Origin of the sequence: Microbacterium aquimaris (genome assembly GCF_039531285.1) — a bacterium.
In the GTDB taxonomy this organism is placed as follows: domain Bacteria; phylum Actinomycetota; class Actinomycetes; order Actinomycetales; family Microbacteriaceae; genus Microbacterium; species Microbacterium aquimaris.
In genome coordinates, this window is sequence record NZ_BAAAPT010000001.1 from 1,222,801 (window position 1) to 1,246,259 (window position 23,459).

Below are 23,459 nucleotides of genomic sequence, written 5' to 3' on the forward strand. Positions count from 1 at the left end.
GTGCGCGGATATGGACTTCGGTGGCGCGGCGTCAACCCCGTCCGGGAAACAACACGGCAACACGGCGCGGGCTAGTGTGAACCCATGGGAGATCTCTTCGACGGGTACGGGTCCACCCAGACACCCCGGCGGACGCCTTCCGGCGCACCGGCGTTCGACGAGATGTTCGGTGATGTCACCGCCTCGGGGGCACCCTCCCAGTCGCGTGAGGCCTACCGCGAGCTGCAGAACGCCCTCGCGCAGATGACGCAGGAGGAACTGCGCGGACGCACCGAGTCGCTCGCCACCTCCTACCTCGCTCAGGGGGTCACCTTCGACTTCGCCGGCGAGGAACGACCGTTCCCGTTGGATGCGGTGCCCCGGGTCATCGACTACGACGAATGGTCCAAGACCGAGGCGGGTATCAAGCAGCGCGTTCGCGCTCTCGAAGCGTTCCTCGACGACGCCTACGGACACCAGCACTGCGTCCGCGACGGGGTGCTGCCGGCCGGGCTGATCGCCTCCTCGCAGTACTTCTACCGACAGGCCGCGGGGATCCACTCGGCCAACGGCGTGCGCATCCAGGTGTCGGGGATCGACCTCATCCGCGACGAACACGGCGAGATGCGGGTGCTGGAAGACAACGTGCGGGTCCCGTCCGGGGTCAGCTACGTCATCTCCAACCGTCGCGTCATGGCCCAGACCCTGCCCGAACTGTTCGTGTCGATGCGGGTGCGCCCGGTCGGTGACTATCCGAACAAGCTGCTGGCGGCACTGCGCGCCTCCGCCCCGCCCGGCGTCGAGGAACCCAACGTCGTGGTGCTCACCCCCGGCGTGTACAACTCGGCTTACTTCGAGCACACCCTGCTCGCCCGCCTCATGGGCGTCGAGTTGGTCGAGGGGCGCGACCTGCTGTGCATGGGCGGCAAGGTCTTCATGCGGACCACCCGCGGGCCCAAGCGCGTCGACGTCATCTACCGGCGCGTCGACGACGACTTCCTCGACCCGCTGCAGTTCCGCGCCGATTCGATGCTCGGCGCCCCCGGAGTCATGCTCGCCGCGCGTCTGGGCAACGTCACCATCGCCAACGCCGTCGGCAACGGTGTGGCCGACGACAAGCTGCTCTACACCTACGTCCCCGACCTGGTGCGCTACTACCTCGCCGAAGAGCCCATCCTCAAGAACGTCGACACCTGGCGACTCGAAGAGCCCGACGCCCTCGAGGAGGTCCTCGACCGCCTCGACGAACTCGTGGTCAAGCCCGTCGACGGGTCCGGTGGCAAGGGCCTGGTGGTCGGACCCGATGCGTCGCCGTCCGAGCTCGACGCACTGCGCAAGCGCCTGCAGGCCGACCCGCGCGGCTGGATCGCCCAGCCGGTCGTCATGCTCTCGACCATCCCGACACTCGTCGAAGACGGTCTGCGCCCCCGGCACGCCGACCTTCGGCCCTTCGCGGTCAACGACGGGGAGGACATCTGGGTGCTCCCCGGCGGACTCACCCGCGTCGCACTCCCGGAAGGTCAGCTCGTCGTCAACTCCAGCCAGGGGGGTGGCTCGAAAGACACGTGGGTGGTCGGCGGATCCGCCCCCGCGCACGTGGAGTACGGGCAGGGGAGCGGGATGGCGGGCCTGGTCGCCGACCAGGCCGCGGTCACCCAGTCCATCCCGATCGTCTACGAAGACCAGGAGGAGCCCGACACGGCACCGCAGGATCGCCCGCGCTCGCGCGCCGAGCAGGCGGAGCAGCAACAGCAGACGCACGACGAGGGGGACGCCTCATGCTGAGTCGCATTGCCGCCCTTCGATACGACGACGGTGTCGTCTACTCAGGAACCGGAGGTGACGACTCATGCTGAGTCGCATTGCCGAATCATTGTTCTGGATCGGGCGGTACATCGAGCGCAGCGACGGCACGGCCCGCATCCTCGAGGTCCACCTGCAGCTGTTGCTCGAAGACCCGTGGATCGACGAGGACACCGCCTGCCGGTCGCTTCTGAACGTGATGGGCTCGCTCCCCTCCGACACGAAGACGCCGGTCAGCCGTGACGACGTGCTCCAACGTCTCGCGATCGACCGCATGAACCCGGCGTCGGTGGCCTACTCCCTCAGCGCGGCGCGGGAGAACGCCCGTCGCGCCCGCGAGATCGTCTCCAGTGAGCTGTGGGAGACCCTCAACATGACCAACTCGCGCATGCCGCGCCGACTGCAGACCGACAAGGCCCATGACTTCTTCCAGTGGGTGCGCGAACGCGCCTCACTCGCCGTGGGAAGCGTCGACTCGTCGACCAGCCGCGACGAGGCCTGGCAGTTCTTCACTCTCGGGCGCAGCATCGAACGCACCGACATGACCGCCCGCATGCTCGCGACGCGGTCGCTGACCGAGGCATCCGGACCGTCGTGGACCACCATCCTGCGCTCCTGTGGCGCCTACGAGGCGTACCTGCGCACGTACCGCGGCATGCCGAGTGCGAGCAACGCGGCGGAGTTCCTCCTGCTGGACCGGCTGTTCCCCCGCTCGATCATCTTCTCGATCCAGCAGGCGGAGGAGTGCATGAGCGCGATTGATCCGCGCGCCGACCGCGTCGGACACTCCAACCCCGTGCTCCGCGCACTGGGGCGCATCCGCAACGATCTCGAGTACAGCCCGATCGGCGAGATCATCAGCGAGCTCCCGTTGCACATGGACCGCGTGCAACGGGTCACCCGCGAGGCGTCGGAGGCGATCCGCGGACGCTTCTTCCCGACCCACGCCGAGCCCAGCTGGATCGGAGAGACGTCATGACGATCCGACTTGCTCAACGATCACCGCGACACGGACGGGGGCGGTCATGAAGCGACTCCGCATCGAACACGAGACCGGGTTCTCCTACCCGGGTGATGTCTCGGCGTCGTACAACGAGGCGCGGATGCTGCCGGGCTCGACCGACAGCCAGTTCGTGCTCAGTTCCTCCCTCGACATCGACCCGTCGACATCCGTGAGCCAATACGTGGACTACTTCGGGACACGCGTCGCGGCGTTCGACGTGCTGTCCGCGCACGCCTCGCTGACGATCACCGCGCGTTCATTGGTCGAGGTGCGCGAGCGCCCGATCGAGCACCCCGAGATGACGTGGAGCGACCTCGAGCGGGCGACCAGCCGATCGATCGAGACCGTCGAGCAGCTCACGCAGACCCGGCGCACCGCCCCGCATCCGGAGGTCGCATCCCTCGCGAAGGGCATCGCCGAACAGCACGAGAACCCGAGCGAGGCGGCCCACGCGATCGCGGTCGCCATCGGCGACGCGGTCGAGTACATGAGCGGCATCACCAGTGTGCTGTCGACGGCCGGGGAGGCCTGGGAGGCCCGCAAGGGGGTGTGCCAGGACATCGCCCACATCACCCTGGGGGCGTTGCGGTCGGTGGGGATCCCGGCGCGGTACGTGTCGGGATACCTGCATCCCCGTCCGAATGCCGACGTCGGCGAGCCCGTCACGGGGGAGTCGCACGCATGGGTGGAGTGGTACGCCGACGATTGGGTGGGCTTCGACCCCACCAACAACATCGAGATCGGCGACCGTCACGTGCTCGTCGGCCGCGGCCGTGACTACAACGACGTTCCTCCGCTGCGCGGCGTCTACGCCGGCCCGTTCAAGAGCCAGCTGCACGTGAAGGTGACCATCACCCGTGAGTCCTGACCGCCTCCGGCGCTCCCGAGCGGCGCGCCGGTCGTCGGAGAATCCGCTCGATGTCGGAGGATCTCCTCCGCATCGTCCGACAATCGCGTGATCGTCCGACATCCGGCACATGTGACGAGGTGGTGACGGTGGGTCCGGGGCCCGCCCGACCGGTCGAAATCCGCGTGATGATCGGGATATGAACCAGTCAGTGCACGGATTCGTCGGCGTCTACAAGGCCGACGGCGGGCCGATCGGTGAGTTGCGATATGTCATCGGCCACATGCTCGGGACTGCCCAGTGTTCGCTGTGCGACATCACCCACACGTGGCGTCGCAAGCCTGAATGGGATGCGATGGTCGAGCGACTCGGTGCGCCGTTCGAATTGCGCCACCTCAACGAGCTGGACGCCGACGTCGCCGCAGCGGTCGCTGCGCACGGAGCCCCCGCGGTGTTCAGCCGATCCGCCGCCGGGCTGACCCTGCTGATGGACGCCGCAGAGCTGGACGCGGTCGGCGGCTCGGTCGTCGACTTCGAAAGCGCGGTGCGCGCCAAGCACGTCGTCTGACCGAGCCGCCGGACACGGTCAGGCCGCGTCCCTTTATTCGGCCCGAAAGTCCGACCGCCGCGCTCCTCGTCGGAGCGCGCCGGTCGTCGTTGGGGGATGCGGTGTCAGCGCTGCGGCGTGAAACGACGTGGTGCGTACGCCGATGCCACGAGGGTGCGGAGCTGTTCGAGGGACGCATCCGCGCCGAACCAGCCCTGTGCGCGCGCCTGGACCAGCACGTTGCCGATCGCGGTCGCCTCGACGGGCCCGGCGAGCACGGGGAGCCCCGCGCGGTCGGCGGTGCGCTGGCACAGCAGCCGGTTGAGGGATCCGCCGCCCACGATGTGGATGGTCTCGAGGTCTCGTCCGGCCAGGCGCGCAGCGTCGCGGACCGCGTCGGCGAAGGCCTCGGCGAGGCTCTCCACGATCGCGCGCGCGAACGCCGCGCGGGTCGAGGGCACCGGCAGGTCGTGCTCGCGGTACCACTCCGCGATCCGCGCGGGAAGGTCGCCTGGCGCCATGAACCGCGGGTCGTTCGCATCGAAGACGGCAACCGACGACGCGGGCACCTCGCCCGCGTCGGCCAGCAGCGTCGGCAGATCGATGGCTTGACCGGTCTCGCGCTCCCACTGGCGCACGGACTCGCTCAGCAACCACAGGCCCATGACGTTGTGGAGGAAGCGCACGCGTCCGTCGACGCCGCCCTCGTTCGTGAAATTCGCCTCTCGTGCGGCATCCGAGGTGACGGCGTGCTCGAGCTCGAGCCCGACCAGTCCCCACGTCCCGCACGAGATGTACGCCGCGGTGGACGGATCGGTCATCGGCACCGCCACGACCGCCGACGCGGTGTCGTGCGAACCGACCGCGACGACCTCGAGCGCCGCTCCGACCTCACGTGCCATCGCGGGTCGCAGCGCACCGAGCGGCGCCCCGGGATCGACGAGTTCACCGAACAGGGTGCGGTCATACCCGAGGGTGTCCATGAGCCCGGTGTCCCACGTGCCATCGGCGACGCTCACCAGGCCGGTGGTCGAGGCGTTGGTCCGCTCGGCGACCCGTGCGCCGGTGAGCTGGAACGCGAGGGCATCCGGGACGAGCAGGAGCGCATCCGCCAGGTCCAACGCATCCCCTTCGGCCGCCAGCTGGTAGAGCGTGTTGAAGGGCAGGAACTGCAGGCCGTTGCGCCGGTACAGCTCGATGAAGGGAACCGTTGCGTGCACTGCCTCGACGCCGCGCTCGGTGCGTTCGTCACGGTAGTGGAACGGCTCGCCCAGCATCCGATCGCCGCGCAGCAGCGTGTAGTCGACGGCCCACGAATCGATCCCGACGCTGGCGATGTCGGGCTCGGTGCGGACCGCGTCGGCGAGGCCGCGCAACGCGTGCGCGTGCAAGGCGGTGAGGTCCCAATGCAGCCCCGACGCCAGCCGCACGCCGCCGTTGGGGAAGCGCGCGACCTGCTCGAGAGCGAGGGTGCCCGCGGCAGCATCCACCCGCCCGATCATGACGCGTCCGCTCGTGGCGCCGAGGTCGACCGCGGCGACCGCTCCGCCGGTCACGCCGTCCCTCCCCGTGCCACCGAGCCCGCCGGTTGCCGCCGAGCCGGCCCCGTGTCGGCCGCCGGAACAGGAGCGGTTCGGCGGCAACGGGGTGGCTCGGCGATGCGGTGGGTCGTCATCGCAGGAACGCGGCCGCGACGCCGGAGTCGACCGGGATGTGCAGCCCGGTGGTACGGGAGAGCTCGGGGCCGGTGAGCACGAACACCGCGTCCGCGACGTTCTCCGGCACGACCTCGCGCTTGAGGATGGTGCGGTTCGCGTAGAACTGGCCCAGGTCCTCTTCCGCCACGCCGTAGGTCGCGGCGCGGTTCGCACCCCAACCGGAGGCGAAGATGCCCGAACCGCGCACGACACCGTCGGGGTTGATGCCGTTCACCCGGATGCCGTGCTCGCCGAGTTCGACCGCGAGCAGGCGCACCTGGTGGGCCTGGTCGGCCTTTGTCGCCGAGTACGCGATGTTGTTCGGACCGGCGAAGACGGAGTTCTTCGACGAGATGTAGATGATGTCGCCACCGAGCTTCTGGTCGATGAGGATCTGGGCAGCGGCCTTGGAGACGAGGAAAGAGCCCTTCGCCATGACATCGTGCTGCAGGTCCCAGTCCTTCTCGGAGGTCTCCAGCAGCGGCTTCGACAGCGACAGACCCGCGTTGTTGACGACGAGGTCGACGCCGCCGAAGGCGAGCACGGCCTCATCGAAGGCCGCCTGGATGGCGTCGCCGTCGGCGACGTTTGCGGCCACACCGATCGCGACGTCGGTGCCGCCGAGCTCCGCCGCGGCGGCCTGGGCCTTCTCGAGGTCGAGGTCGGCGACGATCACGCACGCGCCCTCCGCGGCCAGGCGTGTGGCGATGGCCTTGCCGATGCCCGACGCGGCGCCGGTGACGAAGGCGACCCGCCCCTGGTGGGACTTGGGCTTGGGCATGCGCTGGAGCTTGGCCTCCTCGAGCGCCCAGTACTCGATGCGGAACTTCTCCGCATCCGAGATCGGACGGTAGGTCGAGAGGGCCTCGGCGCCGCGCATGACGTTGATGGCGTTGATGTAGAACTCGCCCGCCACGCGTGCGGTCTGCTTGTTCGCCCCGAAAGAGAACATCCCGACACCGGGGACGAGCACGATCAGCGGGTCGGCGCCCCGGATCGCGGGGCTGTTCTCGTCGGCGTGAGCGTCGTAGTACGCGGTGTAGTCGGCCCGGTAGGCCTCGTGCAGCTCGCGCAGGCGGGCGATCGCGTCGTCGACCGACGCATCCGCGGGCAGGTCGAGGATCATCGGCTTGACCTTGGTGCGCAGGAAGTGGTCGGGGCAGCTCGTCCCGAGCTCGGCCAGCGCCGGTGCCTTCTCGGATGCGAGGAACTCCAACACGACCTCGGCGTCGGTGAAGTGTCCGACCATCGGCTTGTCGTGCGAGGCGATCCCGCGGATGGTGGGCGCGAGGGCGGCGGCCTTCGCGCGGCGCTCGGCCTCGGGCAGCGCGCCGAAACCTGCGCGCTCGGCCCCGAACGGCGCGTCCGAGCCGTGCTCGGCGATGTACGCGGCGGCGGTGTCGATGATCCACAGGGAGTTCTTTTCGGACTCCTCCGAGGTGTCTCCCCATGCGGTGATGCCGTGACCGCCGAGGATGCAGCCGATGGCCTGGGGGTTCTTCGCCTTGATCTCGGCGATGTCGAGCCCCAGCTGGAAGCCGGGACGACGCCACGGCACCCACACGACCTTGTCGCCGAAGATCTCGGTGGTGAGCTTCTCGCCGTCTGCGGCGGTGGCGATCGCAATGCCGGAGTCGGGGTGGAGGTGGTCGACGTGCGCCGCGTCGACGAGGCCGTGCATCGCCGTGTCGATGGACGGGGCCGCCCCGCCCTTGCCGTGCAGGCAGTAGTCGAAGGCGGCGACCATCTCGTCCTCGCGGTCGATGCCGGGGTACACGTTCACCAGCGATCGCATGCGATCCAGGCGCAGTACGGCGAGGCCCTTCTCCGTCAGGGTGCCCAGGTCGCCGCCGGAGCCCTTCACCCACATCAACTCGACGGGTTCTCCGGTCACCGGGTCGATGTCGGTGCCCTTGGCCGAGGTGTTCCCCCCGGCGTAGTTCGTGTTCTTCGGGTCGGAGCCCAGGCTGTTGGAACGGGCGATCAGGTCGGCCGCGGCGGGGTTCGTCATGACGTTTCCTTCGTAGGGATCGTTTGACTGCGCTTCCGCAGTCACCAATGGCGGGTCAAGGGGTTGTCGGATCCGCAGAACGTGACTGCGGAGTGGGGTGGGGTGTCCCGGGATCGGGTCAGGCGCCCCAGCCGGCCTGGGTTCCGCCGACGCGCTCGCCGGCGATCTTCTGCTGGTACCCCGATGCGGCGTAGGCGGCCATCGGGTCGGCAGGCAGTCCGCGCGACTCGCGCCAGGCGGCGAGGGCAGGGCGGACGTCGGTGTAGAAGGCATCCATGAACACCGCGTTGGCGGCGAGCACATCGTTCGCCGCCTGCGCCGCGTCGAGGGCGTCGCGGTCGACCAGCAGCGCACGTGCGGTCATCTCCTGCACGTTGAGCACCGAGCGCATCTGGCCGGGGATCTTGTCCTCGATGTTGTGGCACTGGTCGAGCATGAAGGCCACATCGGGGTTGTTCAGGCCACCGCCGCGGATGACTTCGAACAGGATGCGGAACAGCTGGAAGGGGTCTGCGGCGCCCACGATGAGGTCGTCGTCGGCGTAGAAGCGCGAGTTGAAGTCGAACGAGCCGAGCTTGCCCAGGCGCAGCAGCTGCATCACGATGAACTCGATGTTCGTGCCCGGTGCGTGGTGGCCCGTGTCGAGGCAGACCATCGCCTTCTCGCCGAGCGAGGCCACCTGCGCGTAGGAGGTCCCCCAGTCCGGAACATCGGTGTGGTAGAACGACGGCTCGAAGAACTTGTACTCCAGTACCAGGCGCTGCTCGTCGCCGAGCCGCGCGTAGATCTGCTGCAACGAGTCGTTCAGGCGGTCCTGACGGGCGCGCATGTCGTTCTGGCCGGGGTAGTTCGATCCTTCGGCGAGCCAGATCTTCAGGTCACGCGATCCGGTCGCGTGCATGATGTCGATGCACTCGAAGTGGTGGTCGATCGCCTTCTGCCGGATGCTGTCGTCGTGGTGGGTGAGGGCGCCGAACTTGTAGTCCTCGTCCTGGAACGTGTTGGAGTTGACGGTGCCGAGCTTCACGCCGAGGTTCTCTGCGTGTGCGCGCAGGTCGTCGTAGGAGTCGACCTTGTCCCACGGGATGTGGAGGGCGACCGACGGGGCCAGCGCGGTGTAGCGGTTGACCTGTGCCGCGTCGGCGATCTTCTCGTACGGGTCGCGCGGGGTGCCCGGCGTGCCGAACACGCGGAACCGGGTGCCGGAGTTGCCGAACGCCCAGCTGGGCAGTTCGATCCCCTGGCCTTCGAGCTGGGTGAGGATGTCGTCGGTCAGCGTCGTCATGATGCGGTGCCTTCTTCGGTCGGAGCGTCGCCGGCAGCGGCGAGCTGGTCGTGCAGGTTGAAGATCTCGGTCAGGGGTGTGGCGGCCTGATCCGGCCGGCCGGCGAGATCGACGAAGAACTTCCCCATCTCCGCCTCCCAACGCGCCGCGACCTCGCTTTGCGCGAGGTAGGCCTGGGCGGCGACGTCGTCGTCGGTCTCGTAGTAGCCGACGAGGCGTCCGCCCTCGGCGAGGAAGAGGGAGTAGTTGCGCCGTCCGGCCGCGGCGATCTCGGCGAGCATCTCGGGCCACACGGGGGTGTGGCGTGCGATGTACTCGTCGAGCAGCTCCGGCTTGATCTGCAGTTCGAAGCAGAACCGCGCGGGGGTGTGGCTCGTCATCGAGTGGACTCCTCAGGAGTGGTCTATGAATCGATTCAACGATAGGCGAGGATGCCGCATCGCGCAAGTGCCGGCGATCATGTCCCACATTCGGTCGGGTTCGGGGCGCTTTCGGACAGAAAGTGGGACACGCTGCGGTGGCGGGGAGGGCAGGGGGCGGCCGCACGTGCGGGGCGCTGTGCGCCGCAGGTATCGTGAGCGGGACGAGTGGGCGTGCTCACGCCGGCGGTGGGGGTTGTGGTCGGTCTGTGCGGATACGAGGGGCGATGAGCGTCAGCATCAAAGAGGTCGCCGCGGCGGCGGGGGTCTCCGTGGGGACCGTCTCGAACGTGCTCAACCGACCCGACAAGGTGAGCGAGGCGACCGCGCAACGGGTGACTGCGGCGATCGAATCGCTCGGCTTCGTGCGGAATGACGCCGCCCGCCAGCTGCGCGCCGGCCGCAGCCGCAGCATCGGTCTGGTCGTTCTCGACGCGGCAAACCCGTTCTTCGCCGAGGTCGCCCGCGGGGTCGAGGATCGCGCCGCCGAAGCGGGCATGGTGGTCTTGCTCGGCAACACCGACGAGGCTTCGGCCCGTGAGGACGCCTACCTGGAGCTGTTCCGCGAGCAGCGCGTGAACGGCGTGTTGATCACGCCCACCGGCGACGACACCGCCAAGCTCGAGCGTCTCCGCGCAGCGGGGATCCCGGTGGTCCTCGTCGACCGCGAAGCACCCGACTCGGGACTGGCCTCGGTCGCCGTCGACGACGTCGAGGGGGGTCATCTCGCGGTCGCCCACCTGCTGGCGAACGGCCGTCGGCGAGTGGCCTTCGTCGGGGGGTCGCCATCGATCCGGCAGGTCAGTGATCGCCTTGCCGGGGCGCGCCGGGCCGTCGACGAGGTCGAGGGTGCCGTGTTGCAGACGATGGAGGTCGCGACCCTCACCGTTCTCCAAGGTCGCGCGGCGGGCGAGCGTATCGTCGCGATGCCTGCGGAGAAGCGCCCCGACGCCGTCTTCGCCGCCAACGACCTCCTCGCCGTCGGGCTTCTGCAGGCCTTCGCGCTGATGTCCGACATCCGCGTGCCCGAAGACATCGCGCTCGTCGGGTACGACGACATCGACTTCGCCTCGGCCACGGTCGTGCCGCTCAGTTCCGTGCGCCAGCCCGCATCCGCCATCGGCCGCAGCGCCGTGGATCTGCTGCTACGCGAGATCGACGGCGCTGCGGAGGAGCGCACCGTGCGGTTCCGCCCCGAACTCGTGGTGCGGGCCAGCTCCGCGGTGCACATGACCACGGCGTCTGCGGGTCCTGTCGAGGCCTGATCCGACCGGATCGCGTTCAGCGTTCACGCGGCATTCAGGTGCCGTATCCCTGTGCGGACATCCCGCATCGGCAGGATGCGGGGCATGCGTGATCAAACCGCCCTCCGATTCCTGGACGGACTGAAGTTCGGACCGATGCACCGGCGGGTGTGGTGGCTGTCGGCGATGGGCATCATGCTCGACGGCTTCGACTTCTTCATCATCGGTGTGGCGGTGCCGTTGATCGCGGTGCACTGGGGGATCACGCCGTTCGAGACGGGGCTGCTCACGAGTGCGGCCGTGCTCGGAGCGATCGTCGGCGCCGCCGTGATGGGTCCGCTGTCCGACCGGATCGGCCGCAAGCTCGCCTTCCGGATCGACCTCGGCATGTTCGTCGTGTTCGCGCTCGCGTCGGCGTTCGCTCCCGACATCTGGTGGCTCATCGCCTTCCGGTTCCTGCTCGGGATCGGCATCGGCGCCGACTACCCGATCGCCGCGAGCTACGTCGCCGAGATCTCCCCGAACCGGCTCCGCCCGCGCCTGCTCATCGGGGCGTTCAGCTTTCAGGCGATCGGTCAGTTGCTCGGCGCCCTCGTCGGGTTGGCCGTTCTGATGCTCGATCCGCATCCCGAGGCATGGCGGTGGATGCTCGCGGTCGGTGTGGTTCCGGCCCTCATCATCGTGATCATGCGGCGGGGAGTGCCCGAGAGTCCCATCTGGCTCGCGTCGCAGGCCAAGTACCTCGAGGCCGCCGATGCGCTGTCGAAGTTCGCCGGTCGCGCGGTCAAGGTGTCCGAGATCCACGACACCTCCCCGTCCGAGGGTCACGCGGTGCTGGTCCCCTCGACGGGCAAGCTGCCCACCGCGAATCGGGCCACGCTGTTCTCGAAGCGCTACCGGCGGGCGACCGTGCTCACCGGTGTGCCCTGGTTCCTCATGGACATCGCCACCTACGGCGTCGGCGTCTTCACACCGACCATCCTCGCCGCCCTGGCGCTCAGTTCCACCGCGAACACGCAGTACATCGCGGATGACATCGTCGCCACCGAGGGTGCCGCGGTGTTGGACATCTTCCTCATCATCGGGTTCGCCGCGGCGATCATCCTGGTGCGCAAGCTCGGCCTGGTGGTCATGCAGTCGGTGGGCTTCTTCGTGATGGCGGGCGCCCTGGTCGTGCTCGGCGCGACCGAGCTGATGCAGCAGTCGCCCATCCAACTCGCGATCATCTTCCTCGCGTTCGCCGCCTTCAACCTGTTCATGAACGCCGGGCCGAACTCGACGACCTTCGCGATGCCCACGGCGGTCTTCCCGGCCGAGGTGCGCGGGGCGGGCGCCGGGTTCGCGGCGGCCGCAGGAAAAGCCGGCGCGGCGGTGGGGACCTTCTTCTTCCCTCAACTGCAGGCCGAGATCGGGCTGTTCGGCACGCTGTCGATCATCGCCGCCGGATGCGCCGTCGCCGGCGTGGTGACGATCCTCCTGCGGCGATTGGTCACTCCGGCCGGGGCGAGCCCGGACGCGCGGGACGACGCGGCGGCTGTTCCGGTCGCTTGACCGGACGACCGCTCCGCGGATCCCGCGACGGCGGGGTGGCGCGTCTCGGTTCCCGCAGCGGCGTCGTGGCGCGACGCGCCGCCCGATCGGCGGCGTCCTGCTCGGCGGCGCCGGAGCGGCCGGTTCGGCGGGAGTCCGGGGCGACCGGGATCGGCGTGGTCTGCGCGATCTGATCGCTGAACTCCTCCGGTGTGGCGCGCACGACGGTGACCGGGAGGGTCTCATCGATGGTCAGCCGGAAGCGGCGCCGCTCGTGCCGGTGCACGCGCCCCGACGACAACAGCCACGTCGCGCCGATCGCGAACGCCACGACGCCCGCTCCGGCACCGACCAGGATGCCGACACGGGGGCCGAACGTGTCGACCACGGCCCCGACGATCGGGGCTCCAAAGGGCATCCCACCCATCAGGACCGCCATGTACAGCGCGAGGACGCGTCCTCGGAGGGCGGGCTCGGTGGTGGTCTGCACGTAGCCGTTGGCGGTGGTGAGCATGGTCACCATCGCGAACCCCAGGAACATGAGGGTGATCGCATACGCCCAATACGCGGGCATGTAGGCGCCGGCCGCCGCGGAGACCGCGAACAGTCCGACCCCGAAGAGGATCACCCGGAACCGGGCGCGGTCGCGCCGGGCGGCGAGCAACGCGCCGGTCAGCGAGCCGACGGCGAGGATCGAGCTGAGGAAACCGAATCCGTCGGCCTCCCGTCCGAATTCGATCGCCATGGTCGAGGCGTAGATGGGGAAGTTCATCCCGAACGCCCCGATGAGGAAGACGATCACGAACGTGACGATGAGGTCGCTGCGTCGGGCCACATAACGGAAGCCGTCGGCCAGGCGTGCGGCTCCCTGTGCCTTCGCGCGGGGCACGAGCTCGGCGGGGCGGATGATCGCGAGCGCGGCGATCATCCCGACGAAGGTGAGCGCGTTGAACACGAAGACCCAGCCGGTGCCGACCGCGACGATCACCACGCCGGCGACGGCGGGGCCGATCATGCGGGCGGAGTTGAAGGAAGCGGCGTTCAGCGCGATCGCGTTGGACGCGTTCTCCCTGGCGACCAGGTCGGACACGAACGCCTGCCGGGCCGGGTTGTCGAACGCGGCGATGACGCCCAGCGCCACGGCGAATCCGTACATGAGCGGCAGGGACATCGCGCCGAGCAGGATCAACAGGCCGATCGTGGCGCCGAGCAGCATCAGGGCGGACTGCGTCAGCATCAGAAGGTGGCGGCGGTCGAAGCGGTCGGCGACCCATCCGGTCACCCCGACCAGCAGCAGTGGCGGCCCGAACTGCAGCGCCATGGTGATCCCCATCGCCCCGGCGTCGTTGTCGGTGAGTACGGTCAGCACGACCCAGCTGAGGGCGGTCGCCTGCATCCACTGACCGATGTTCGACACCAGGGCGCCGATGAACCACACGCGGTAGTTGTAGACCGAGAAGGAACGGAACATGCTCATCGGGTGGCCAACTCCTTCATGATCTCGGATGCGGCCGCGAGGGTGCGGCGCTGGTCGGCCGTCAGCGCGGCGAGGCCTTCGTCGAGCCACGCGTCGCGGCGTCGGACGGTCTCCTCGACGACGGCGAGACCCTCGTCGGTCAGGGCGATGTTGACCTTCCGGCGGTCCGATTCGTCCGCGGTGCGGCTGAGGAAGCCGAGTTCCTCGAGGCAGTTGACGGTGCGGTTCATCGACGGGGCCGTGACCCGCTCACGCTCGGCGAGCTCGCCGAGCGTGTGGGGGCCGAAGACCTTCAGGGCCGCCAGGACGGCGAATTGGCCGTCGCTCATGCTGTCGATCGCACGCTCGGCGCGCAGGCGTCGGGCGAGTCGGAAGGTGGCCATGCGGAAGTCGGCGGCGGAGATGTCGCGTTCGAGCTCTTCCGCGGGGACGTCGGTGGGGGAATCTGAGGAGCTCATGCGATCCCTTAGCGTAGCTCATTAGTTCTGCTAAGTAAATGTCTGCGTGGACGGACGACCGGTGTCGGAGCGACCGTCCACACCGGCATCTGCAGGCTCCGGCCCAGACCGTAGACTCGGGACATGCCCGAGTTCATCGATGCACACGGGGTCGCGATCGTCTACGACGTGCACCCCTCCCGCACCGAGGCCCGCGGAGTGGTGCAGTTGCTGCACGGCGTCGGCGAACACGCCGGCCGATACTCCGCCCTCATCGACGCCCTGACCGCCGACGGTTTCACCGTCTACGCCGACGACCACCGCGGACACGGACGCACCGGCATCCGCCAGCACGGCGGCCCCGAGAAGCTCGGCCGCCTCGGCGCGGGCGGCCACCGCGCCACCGTCGACGCCCTGTGGCGGTTCACCCAGATCATCCGCGACGAGAACCCCGGTCTGCCGCTCGTGCTCCTCGGCCACTCCTGGGGGTCCTTCCTCGCACAGAAGCTCGTCAACGCGCATCCGACCGCCTACGACGCACTCGTGTTGTCGGGGTCCGCTCTGCCGTGGCCGGGATCGCTCAACTCCGGACCCCTCAACAAGCCGTGGGACGGCCCCGATGCGACCGGCGTGGAGTGGCTCTCATCCGACCCTCGGGTCGGCGCCGACTTCCTCGACGACCCCCTGACGACTTCGACACCGATGCTGCGGCTGTTCGGACCGTGGAACACGCTGCAGGTGCTGTCGCGTCCGCGGCGGGGGCTCGCACGCGACGTGCCGACGCTGCTGCTGGTCGGGAGCGAAGACACCGTCGGCGGCCCGCGCAGTGTGCACCGACTCGCCGACGCCTACCGTCACCGGTCCGGGTTCAGCGACGTCACCACACAGGTCTACCCGGGCATCCGCCACGAGGTGTTCAACGACCTCACCCAGGCCGACGTGCGGGCCGACCTGTCGGCCTGGCTCGACGCGCGCTTCCCCGTCCGGGTCTGACGCGCGCCGCGCCGACGGTCAGTTCGCGACGCTGCCGCCACGGGCGGCGCCGGAGCGACCGCGACCGCCGCGACGTGAGCGACGACGACGGTTCGCCGGGGCCTCCGACGGGTTGTGCGCCGCTGCCGCGCCCTGGGCGCCGGCCCGCTGGCGCTGGCCGTGCACGGTGCCGCCGTGCGCCGTACCGCCCTGAGTCTTCTGACCGCCACTCGGGCGCTTCTGCCCGCCCTGGCGGGTCGAGGCGACCGGGGGTGCCGGCTTCACCGTCGGTGCGGCCTCGCCGACCAGCTCCGCCACGGCGGGATGCGCGGCGTCGACCGACTCCAGGTCGGCCGCGATGTGCGCCTTGCGAAGAAGGTCCTTCACCTCACGGCGCTGCGCGTCCAGGGCGATGGTCACGACCACGCCGTCGGCGCCTGCACGGGCGGTGCGGCCCGAACGGTGCAGGTATGACTTGTGCTCGACGGGCGGGTCCACGTGCACGACGAGCTCGACGTTGTCGACGTGCACACCGCGTGCGGCCACATCGGTGGCGACCAGCACGCGCACGCCACCGGCCTCCGGAGCCGCGCCGAATGCGGCGAGGTTGCGCTCGCGGGCGTTCTGGGAGAGGTTGCCGTGCAGGTCGACCGCGGGGATCCCGGCCGCCGTCAGCTGCTTGGCCAGCTTCTTGGCCTGATGCTTGGTGCGCGTGAACAGGATGCGGCGGCCGTGACCGGATGCGATGCGACGCACCAGCGCCGTCTTGGCCTCGGCATCGGGCGTCACGAACACGCGGTGGATCATCGTGCCCTCGGGAACCGAGGACTCATCGACCGAGTGGCGCACCTCGTCCTGAAGGAACTTGGACACCAGGGTGTCCACGCCCCGGTCGAGGGTCGCCGAGAAGAGCATCCGCTGACCGCCCTGAGGGGTGGCCTTCAGGATCCGGGTCACACCGGGCAGGAACCCGAGGTCGGCCATGTGGTCGGCCTCATCGAGAACGGTCACCTCGATGCGGTCGAGCTTGACGATGCCCTGCTTCATGAGGTCCTCGAGGCGGCCGGGGCACGCCACGACGATGTCGACACCGGTGCGGATCGCATCGGCCTGCGGGCGCTGGCTGACCCCGCCGAACACGGTGGTGACCTTCAGGCCGGTCGCATCGGCGAGGGGCTTGATCGTCGCGGCGATCTGCGAGGCGAGCTCGCGGGTGGGGGCCAGCACCAGGCCGCGCGGGTGGCCGCCGGTGCGGCGGGCCGCGTTGGCGCCCGAGAGGCGGGCGACCATCGGCAGCGAGAACGCGATCGTCTTGCCACTGCCGGTACGGCCACGGCCGAGCACATCACGGCCGGCCAGAGCGTCGGGAAGAGTGTCGCGTTGGATCGGGAACGGCTCGGTCACGCCGCGCTCGGCGAGAGAGGAGGCGAGGGTCTCGGGGACGCCGAGAGAGAGGAAGGAAGACATGGGGGAGTGCTTTCTGACAGCGCGGCACGCGCGTGAACACGCGGGGCACGGGGGTGGGCGACGGCGCGGGATCGCGCATCGGTTCGCCGATCGAGAAGAAGTCGCGGCACGGGAGGCCGGAAAGCGTATCGTCGACGCAGCGGCAGGAGCCGCACATCGACCGTAGCACGGCCACGGCCCGAGAAGCTGGGCGGGCGCCCCGCACGCGTAGGCTGGCATCCGTGCACGGTGAATACAAAGTGCCCGGCGGAAAGCTCGTCGTGGTCGACCTCGACGTCATCGACGGCCACATCAGCGGATTCCACCTCGCGGGCGATTTTTTCCTCGAACCCGACACGGCCCTCGACGACATCGACGCCGCCGTCACCGGTCTCCCCGTCGAAACCGACGTCACCGGCATCGCCGCGGCGGTCCGCGGCGCTCTCCCCGACGGTGCCCAACTGCTCGGGTTCACCCCCGAAGCGGTCGGCACCGCGGTGCGACGCGCCCTGGTCACCGCCCCCGGGTGGGGCGACTTCGATTGGGAGATCGTGCACGAGCATCCGGTCTCGCCCCATATGAACCTGGCGCTCGACGAGGTGCTGACCACCCGCGTCGGTGACGGTCGCCGGCGGCCGACCCTGCGCCTGTGGGAGTGGGACCAGTCAGCGGTCATCATCGGCTCCTTCCAGTCGTACCGCAACGAGGTCGACCCCGAAGGTGCGGCGCGTCACGGGTACGACGTCGTCCGGCGGATCTCCGGCGGCGGCGCGATGCTCATGGGCGCCGACGCGATCGTCACGTACTCCCTCTACGTCCCCGCGACGCTCGTGGCCGGGATGACCTTCGCCGACTCGTACGCGTTCCTCGACGACTGGGTGTTGCAGGCGCTGCGCGGCATGGGGGTCGAGGCCACCTATCAGCCGCTGAACGACATCGCCTCGCCGCAGGGGAAGATCGGTGGTGCCGCGCAGAAGCGTCTCGCCAACGGTGGTGTGCTGCACCACGCGACGCTGTCGTACGACATGGACGGCGAGGTACTCACCGACGTGCTCCGCATCGGCCGTGAGAAGCTCAGCGACAAGGGCACCGTCTCGGCCGCCAAGCGCGTCGACCCGTTGCGGAGGCAGACCGGGCTCTCCCGCACAGAGGTCCTCGAGCGTCTCACCTCCACCTTCACCTCGCTCTACGGCGCCGAACCCGGCGCCATCACCGAGGAGGAGTACACCGAGGCCGAAGCCCTGGTCGCGTCGAAGTTCGCCACCGACGCGTGGCTGCATCGGGTTCCGTGACCGACGGATCCGTCGCCCCGGGCGAGGTCGTCATCCATCACGGTGACAACCTCGAGGTGGCGCGAGGGCTCGCCTCCGGCGCGTTCACCCTCATCTACCTCGACCCGCCGTTCAACACCGGTAGAGCCCAGCGCCGCGCCGTCGAGACGGCCGTGTGGCACGTGGCCGACCCGGATGCGGCACCGACGTCGGCGACTTATCGTCCCCGCGCCGGAGACGGTGGGAACGGGCCCGACCACGCCTCCGACGTGCCGATCGGGCGGAGGACGCGACCGGCCGACGCCGTGATCCGGCGCGGTTTCCACGGGCGGGAGTACGAGCGGCTGCGTGGCGACCTGCGGGCCTACGACGACCGCTTCGACGACTACTGGGGCTGGCTCGAACCGCGCCTGCTTGAGGCCTGGCGCCTCCTGGCCGACGACGGAACCCTCTACCTCCACCTGGACTACCGCGAAGCCCACTACGCGAAGGTGCTGATGGATGCACTGTTCGGCCGCGACCGGTTCCTCAACGAACTCATCTGGGCCTACGACTACGGCGCCAAGTCGCGTCGGCGATGGCCCACCAAGCACGACACCATCCTCGTCTACGTCAAGAACCCCGCGACCTACTGGTTCGACTCGACCGCCGTCGACCGCGAGCCCTACATGGCACCGGGCCTCGTGACGGCCGAGAAAGCGGCGCGGGGGAAGCTGCCCACCGACGTGTGGTGGCACACGATCGTCCCGACGACGGGGCGGGAGAAAACCGGCTATCCGACGCAGAAGCCCGAGGGGATCCTGCGCCGCATCGTCCAGGCCTCCAGTCGCCCCGGGGACCGCGTGCTCGACCTGTTCGCCGGCAGCGGCACGACGGGCGCCGTCGCCTCGATGCTCGGCCGAGACGCCGTGCTCGTCGATGCCAACCCCGACGCCGTCAGCGTCATGACCGCACGCATCCCGCACGCCGAAGTGAACCGGGGGAGCGGTCCCACACCGGGGGAGACACCGACGGAGGTCGCCCCCTAGGCTGAGCGGGTGCGATTCGGAACCTTCATCCCCCAGGGTTGGCGTCACGACCTCGTCGACATCGAACCCGCCGACCAGTGGCGCGTGATGTGCGCCCTCGCCCAACGGGCCGACAGTGGACCGTGGGAGTCGTTGTGGGTCTACGACCACTTCCACACCGTCCCGGTACCCACCGAGGAAGCCACGCATGAGGCGTGGACGCTCATGTCGGCGTTCGCCGCCGCGACCGACCGCATCCGCCTCGGCCAGATGTGCACCTGCATGGGGTACCGCAACCCCGCCTACCTCGCGAAGGTGGCCGCGACGGTCGACCACGTGTCGGGAGGGCGGACCGAGATGGGCATCGGCGGCGGCTGGTACGAGCACGAGTGGAAGGCGTACGGCTACGGATTCCCCCGTATCGGCGACCGTCTCGGTATGCTCCGCGAGGGCGTCGACATCATGCGGCAGGCCTGGACCACCGGCTCGGCCACTCTCGACGGGAAGCACTACCAGGTCGATGGGGCAATCGTGCGCCCCCTCCCGATCCAGGACGGCGGGATCCCGATGTGGATCGCCGGAGGTGGGGAGAAGGTGACGCTGCGCATCGCCGCGGAGTACGCCGCCTACACGAACTTCACCGGAACCGTCGAGGAGTTCGACCACAAGAGCGCCGTCCTCCGCGGTCATTGTGACGACATCGGCCGTGACGCCGCGACGATCGTCCGCAGCTCGAATTTCAACACGATCATCGGGGAGACCGAGGCCGAGGCCGCCGAACGGTTGGCCGCGGTGATCGACCGGGTCGCGCCCCACATCGGCCACGAACGCGCGGCGGCGATGGACGCGGACTTCCGCTCGTCGCCCGGCTTCGGGACGGTCGAGCAAGTGACCGAGCGGCTGGCCGAGCGCGCCGATCACGGACTCGGCTACGCCATCCACTACTTCCCGGAGGCGGCGTACGACACCTCCGGCATGGATCTCTTCGAGCGCCACGTCATCCCCGCCCTCGCCTGACGGCACCGGCCCGCCCGCGTTTGGGCGCACCCCGCCCTCGGTCCGTCGTCGCCGGCCCGTCCCGCGATGGCGCCGGCGGTCGGTGAACAACACAGGAGATCCGCGTGGTCGGGACGTGAGAGCCGAGCCCGGCCGGCGATTCGGCCGATTCCTCGTGTCGTGTTCACCGCACGTTGGCGGTGGCGGCCGCGAGCAGTCGCGTGCGCGCGACCGGTGAACAACACAGGAGATCCGCGTCGGTCGGGCGTGTTCCGAGCCGAGCGGGGCGTCGTGCGCTCGACTCTCCTGTGGTGTTCACCGAGGCGGACGCGGACGCGGAGGGGTGGCGACTCATCCTCCCCGGCGGCGAGATCGCCGTGCCGGTCCACAGGGTGGCTGACTCTCGGTCGGTCCTCCCCGGCGGCTGGGCACCGTGGGGGCATGCCCAGACGTGCCGCACCCGCACCGCTTCTCGCCCGCCGCCGCGAGCTTCGAGCGGAAGGCTTCACCGACCGCGACCTCGCGCGTGCGGTGTCGGCGGGGACACTCCTCCGCCCGCGACGAAACGCGTACCTCCCAGAGGGAGCCCCGGTCGACACCGTCGATGCGGTGAGCCTCGGGGGGCTTCTGACCTGCACCGCCGAGCTACGTCGAGCAGGCGTGTTCGTGATGGACCAGGCCACCCTCGACGTGCATCTGCCGCACCATGCCTCCCGCGTGCCGGAGATCGCCCGACCCGTTCGGCGGCACTGGGGACGGCTGATCCGCAGCCCGCACCCCGGCGCCACCTCGGTCGAGCCCCTCGATGCCGTGGCGTGTGCGGTGAGGTGTCAGGGCGCGCGGGCGGCGGTCGCGTCGATCGACTCGGCGCTGCATCGTGGCTACCTGCGCCGCGATGACCTGCCGGACCTGTTCCATGGGCTGGCCGGGCGATACGCCGTCCTGCTGCCTCTGATCGACCCGCGGGCCGAGTCGGGACCGGAGACCCTGGTGCGGCTGATCCTGCGCTCGCTCGGGCTGCGATACGAGGTGCAGGTGCAGATCGTGGGCGTGGGGCGGGTGGACTTCCTCGTCGAAGGATGGCTGATCATCGAGTGCGACAGCGAGGAGTTCCATTCGGATTGGGATGCCCAACGCCGCGACCGTCGGCGCGATCAGGCCGCCGCGGCACGCGGTTTCGCGGTGTATCGACCCATCGCGGAAGACATCATGTGGCGCTCGGAGGATGTGGTCGCGGCGATCCGCGGACTCGTCTCGGGTCCGGGCGGGGGCGGTCGGGCCCAGTGCGCTGTGTGAACGGCACAGGAGATTCGCGGCGCCTCAGGGCCGGAGTGGTTCTGAGGCGCCCTGCGTGTCGAAGATCTCCTGTGTCGTCGACGGGCGCGGGGTCAGACGAGCGGGGCGACGGAGCGGTAGCCGTCGGGGATCACCTCGGGGTTCGCGGGCGGCCCACCGAACACACGGGTCGCCCCGGGCGCTTCCGACCACGGTCGCCAACCCGGGTCGGCCGTGCGCGCGAACGCGGCGGCGCCGCCGTGCACCGCGGCGGCCAGCGACCGGGGCGGTGTCGCGCCGGCGACCACCTCGACGCGCTCCGCGTCGAGGACGTCGAACCAGAACGGTACGTCGAGGCAGTGCAGCGCCCACCCCTTGGTCGGCGACGCCCACGCGAACCGGTACACCCATGTCGGGGCCTCGGCGCCCTCGCGGGCCCGCGCCACTCGCGCCACGAGGGATCGGAACACGACGTCGCCGAGGTAGCGGCCGAGGACCGCGGCGGTCCCCTTGCGGCGCTGTTCGGTGTTGACGGCGAGATAGTGGCGACGCCGGTCGCGATCGACGCCGAGCAGCCGCAGCGCCAGACCGGGCGGCACGAGGCGCAGCGCACGACGGGCGTCCGCCGTGATGAAGGTCATCTCGTCGTCCAGGGAGCCGATCACGAGCGGGACATCCCCGCCGGCACCGTCCTCGATCGCCTCGACGGCCGGCCGGGTGACCAGCTCGCCGTCGACGGTCGGACCCCACGACAGGGCGTCCTCGATCAGCGCTCGCGCGATCTCGAGCTTGGAGTCGGTCTCCGGCAGTGCGGCTCGACGCTCGAGGTCGGGGAGGTCCTCGCGCGGGATGGTGTGGAACCCGTCGAGGGTGGCGGGGACCCCGGCGAGCTGGGCGATCTTCGCCGAGAGCGTGCGGGAGGTTTCGCCGGGGACGTCCGCCACGGCCGGGGACATCGCCCACGCCGCGTGGAAGAGGCCGCGCGCGGCCGGCACGGTCAACAGGGTCAGGACAGCTCCGCCGCCGGCCGACTGGCCCGCGAGCGTCACGCGGTCGGGGTCGCCGCCGAACGCGGCGATGTTCGCGCGGACCCACTCGAGGGCGGCGATCCAGTCCCTCACGCCGCGGTTCGCCGGGGCGCCCGGAACGTGCCCGAAGCCGTCGAAGCCGAGTCGGTACGACATCGTCACGGTCACGACCCCGTCGCGCGCGAACGCCGCTCCGTCGTACCAGGAGCTGGCGGGGGATCCCGACACGTACCCACCGCCGTGGATGTAGACGATGACCGGACGTCGGGCGTCGTCCGGTGCGGGGGTGAAGACGTTCACCGAGAGGGTGTCCTCGCCTGAGACGGCAGGTTCCGGGATGAGCGTGTCGCCGCCGTCGACGCGCTGCGGGGTGGGACCGAACGCGGTCGCGTCGCGCTCGCCGGGCCAGGGTTCACGGGGCGCGGGAGCCGCGAACCGGAGGTCACCGACGGGTGGCTCGGCGTAGGGGACGCCGAGGAAGGCCGCCGAGCGTGTGCCGTCGACGTGGCGCCACAGGCCGCGTACGCGACCGGTCTTCGTGTCTGCGGTCGGATCGGTGCTCACGTCGGCTCCTCCGTCGGGGGGACGATCAGGTCGAGGAGGGCGGTGGTCGTGGCCGCCATGTCGAGGTCGGGCTCGAGCATCCACTGGAGTTGCAGTCCGTCGGAGACCGCCTGCAGCAGGCGGCTCGCGGTCTCGGGGTCGATGCGGGGGTCGAGGCGGTCGCGCATCACGTCGGTGAGCGCCTCACGTAGGCGGGCGTTCCGCTCGGTGAAGTACTCGTGTGCGGGGTGTTCGGCGTCGGCGGCGTCGACGGACATCGCCGCGAACAGGTGGACGAGCCCGGGTACTTGTTGATTGTGGCGGATGACGCCGACCCAGCGTTCCCGCAGGTCGTCCGCATCCATCCCGGCGTCGGGTGTGGGGACGATCGCGGCGTTGTCGAGTTCGTCCCGCTTGCGGAGGATCTCGGTGAAGAGGCGTTCCTTGGTGCCGAAGTAGTGGAGGAGGCCGGCTTGGCTCAGCCCCACCGCCTCGGCGAGGTCTTTGACCGAGGTGCGGCGGAACCCCTCCCGGGCGATCACGTCGAGCGCACGCTCGAGGATCTCTTCCCGTTTGGCCACGCCCTTGGCGTAGGAACCTCTTCGTGCCATGAGGAAAGTAAACCGAACAATGCTTGATTTC

20 protein-coding genes are annotated in these 23,459 nt (G+C 69.7%); 11 read left to right on the plus strand and 9 right to left on the minus strand.

From position 1 onward, the window contains the following. The first annotated feature begins 84 nt into the window (after positions 1–84). The 4 genes from ABD204_RS05710 (at position 85) to ABD204_RS05725 (ending at position 4,200) form a co-directional block, all read left to right on the plus strand. The gene (locus ABD204_RS05710; RefSeq protein WP_194423694.1) at positions 85–1,764 is read left to right on the plus strand and encodes a circularly permuted type 2 ATP-grasp protein; all 1,680 of its coding nucleotides are present in this window, start codon (positions 85–87) and stop codon (positions 1,762–1,764) included. Between the two features lie 64 nt (positions 1,765–1,828). Then, complete coding sequence (locus tag ABD204_RS05715; protein ID WP_194423695.1) at positions 1,829–2,761, plus strand: alpha-E domain-containing protein; 933 nt, start codon at positions 1,829–1,831, stop codon at positions 2,759–2,761. Between the two features lie 46 nt (positions 2,762–2,807). Continuing rightward, positions 2,808–3,653, plus strand: coding sequence for a transglutaminase family protein (locus tag ABD204_RS05720; protein WP_194423696.1), 846 nt, complete (start codon positions 2,808–2,810; stop codon positions 3,651–3,653). 178 nt (positions 3,654–3,831) lie between these two features. Next, complete coding sequence (locus tag ABD204_RS05725) at positions 3,832–4,200, plus strand: hypothetical protein (RefSeq protein ID WP_194423697.1); 369 nt, start codon at positions 3,832–3,834, stop codon at positions 4,198–4,200. A gap of 104 nt (positions 4,201–4,304) precedes the next feature. On the opposite strand, the gene ABD204_RS05730 is transcribed toward ABD204_RS05725, so the two are convergent. The 4 genes from ABD204_RS05730 to ABD204_RS05745 all read right to left on the minus strand — a co-directional run bounded on the left by ABD204_RS05730 (position 4,305) and on the right by ABD204_RS05745 (position 9,552). Beyond that, on the minus strand, positions 4,305–5,681 hold the full coding sequence (locus ABD204_RS05730) for a rhamnulokinase (protein ID WP_206697305.1): 1,377 nt from the start codon (positions 5,679–5,681) through the stop codon (positions 4,305–4,307). Between the two features lie 169 nt (positions 5,682–5,850). Next, positions 5,851–7,887: a bifunctional aldolase/short-chain dehydrogenase gene (locus ABD204_RS05735; RefSeq protein ID WP_194423699.1), complete on the minus strand. Its 2,037-nt coding sequence runs from the start codon at positions 7,885–7,887 to the stop codon at positions 5,851–5,853. Between the two features lie 118 nt (positions 7,888–8,005). Further along, the gene (gene rhaI, locus ABD204_RS05740; protein ID WP_194423700.1) at positions 8,006–9,172 is read right to left on the minus strand and encodes an L-rhamnose isomerase; all 1,167 of its coding nucleotides are present in this window, start codon (positions 9,170–9,172) and stop codon (positions 8,006–8,008) included. Further along, on the minus strand, positions 9,169–9,552 hold the full coding sequence (locus ABD204_RS05745; RefSeq protein WP_194423701.1) for an L-rhamnose mutarotase: 384 nt from the start codon (positions 9,550–9,552) through the stop codon (positions 9,169–9,171). Before ABD204_RS05745 ends, rhaI begins: the two co-directional genes overlap by 4 nt. A 266-nt stretch (positions 9,553–9,818) precedes the next feature. Here ABD204_RS05745 and ABD204_RS05750 point away from each other — a divergent pair, with 266 nt between their 5' ends. Together ABD204_RS05750 and ABD204_RS05755 are read left to right on the plus strand one after the other, a co-directional pair. After that, a complete protein-coding gene (locus ABD204_RS05750; RefSeq protein WP_194423702.1) occupies positions 9,819–10,856 on the plus strand; it encodes a LacI family DNA-binding transcriptional regulator in 1,038 nt (345 codons plus the stop codon). A gap of 84 nt (positions 10,857–10,940) precedes the next feature. Then, positions 10,941–12,386, plus strand: coding sequence for an MFS transporter (locus tag ABD204_RS05755; RefSeq protein WP_194423703.1), 1,446 nt, complete (start codon positions 10,941–10,943; stop codon positions 12,384–12,386). Here the strand turns inward: ABD204_RS05755 and ABD204_RS05760 are convergent. Together ABD204_RS05760 and ABD204_RS05765 are read right to left on the minus strand one after the other, a co-directional pair. Beyond that, entirely contained in the window at positions 12,325–13,836 is a 1,512-nt protein-coding gene (locus ABD204_RS05760; RefSeq protein WP_194424249.1) for an MFS transporter, read from the minus strand. The genes ABD204_RS05755 and ABD204_RS05760 overlap by 62 nt on opposite strands. Positions 13,837–13,838: 2 nt before the next feature. Then, positions 13,839–14,300, minus strand: a complete 462-nt coding sequence (locus ABD204_RS05765; RefSeq protein WP_194423704.1) for a MarR family winged helix-turn-helix transcriptional regulator — start codon at positions 14,298–14,300, stop codon at positions 13,839–13,841. 123 nt (positions 14,301–14,423) lie between these two features. Here ABD204_RS05765 and ABD204_RS05770 point away from each other — a divergent pair, with 123 nt between their 5' ends. Beyond that, positions 14,424–15,272, plus strand: coding sequence for an alpha/beta fold hydrolase (locus tag ABD204_RS05770; RefSeq protein ID WP_194423705.1), 849 nt, complete (start codon positions 14,424–14,426; stop codon positions 15,270–15,272). Between the two features lie 18 nt (positions 15,273–15,290). Here ABD204_RS05770 and ABD204_RS05775 read toward each other — a convergent pair whose 3' ends face one another. Then, positions 15,291–16,718, minus strand: a complete 1,428-nt coding sequence (locus ABD204_RS05775; protein WP_194423706.1) for a DEAD/DEAH box helicase — start codon at positions 16,716–16,718, stop codon at positions 15,291–15,293. A gap of 221 nt (positions 16,719–16,939) precedes the next feature. Between ABD204_RS05775 and lplAB the strand changes: the two genes are divergently transcribed. The 4 genes from lplAB to ABD204_RS05795 all read left to right on the plus strand — a co-directional run bounded on the left by lplAB (position 16,940) and on the right by ABD204_RS05795 (position 21,267). Next, positions 16,940–17,989 carry a lipoate-protein ligase LplAB gene (gene lplAB, locus ABD204_RS05780; RefSeq protein WP_194423707.1) on the plus strand — a complete coding sequence of 350 codons (1,050 nt, stop codon included), beginning with the start codon at positions 16,940–16,942 and terminating at the stop codon, positions 17,987–17,989. Further along, the gene (locus ABD204_RS05785; protein ID WP_194423708.1) at positions 17,986–18,996 is read left to right on the plus strand and encodes a DNA-methyltransferase; all 1,011 of its coding nucleotides are present in this window, start codon (positions 17,986–17,988) and stop codon (positions 18,994–18,996) included. The genes lplAB and ABD204_RS05785 overlap by 4 nt, the downstream gene beginning before the upstream one ends. A 9-nt stretch (positions 18,997–19,005) precedes the next feature. Further along, on the plus strand, positions 19,006–19,992 hold the full coding sequence (locus tag ABD204_RS05790; protein WP_194423709.1) for an LLM class F420-dependent oxidoreductase: 987 nt from the start codon (positions 19,006–19,008) through the stop codon (positions 19,990–19,992). A gap of 420 nt (positions 19,993–20,412) precedes the next feature. Further along, entirely contained in the window at positions 20,413–21,267 is an 855-nt protein-coding gene (locus tag ABD204_RS05795; protein ID WP_194423710.1) for a DUF559 domain-containing protein, read from the plus strand. A 92-nt stretch (positions 21,268–21,359) separates the two neighbouring features. Here ABD204_RS05795 and ABD204_RS05800 read toward each other — a convergent pair whose 3' ends face one another. Beyond that, positions 21,360–22,838 (minus strand): carboxylesterase/lipase family protein, encoded by a 1,479-nt coding sequence (locus ABD204_RS05800; RefSeq protein WP_194423711.1) that lies wholly within the window; start codon positions 22,836–22,838, stop codon positions 21,360–21,362. Next, complete coding sequence (locus ABD204_RS05805; RefSeq protein WP_194423712.1) at positions 22,835–23,428, minus strand: TetR/AcrR family transcriptional regulator; 594 nt, start codon at positions 23,426–23,428, stop codon at positions 22,835–22,837. Before ABD204_RS05805 ends, ABD204_RS05800 begins: the two co-directional genes overlap by 4 nt. Positions 23,429–23,459: the final 31 nt, after the last annotated feature.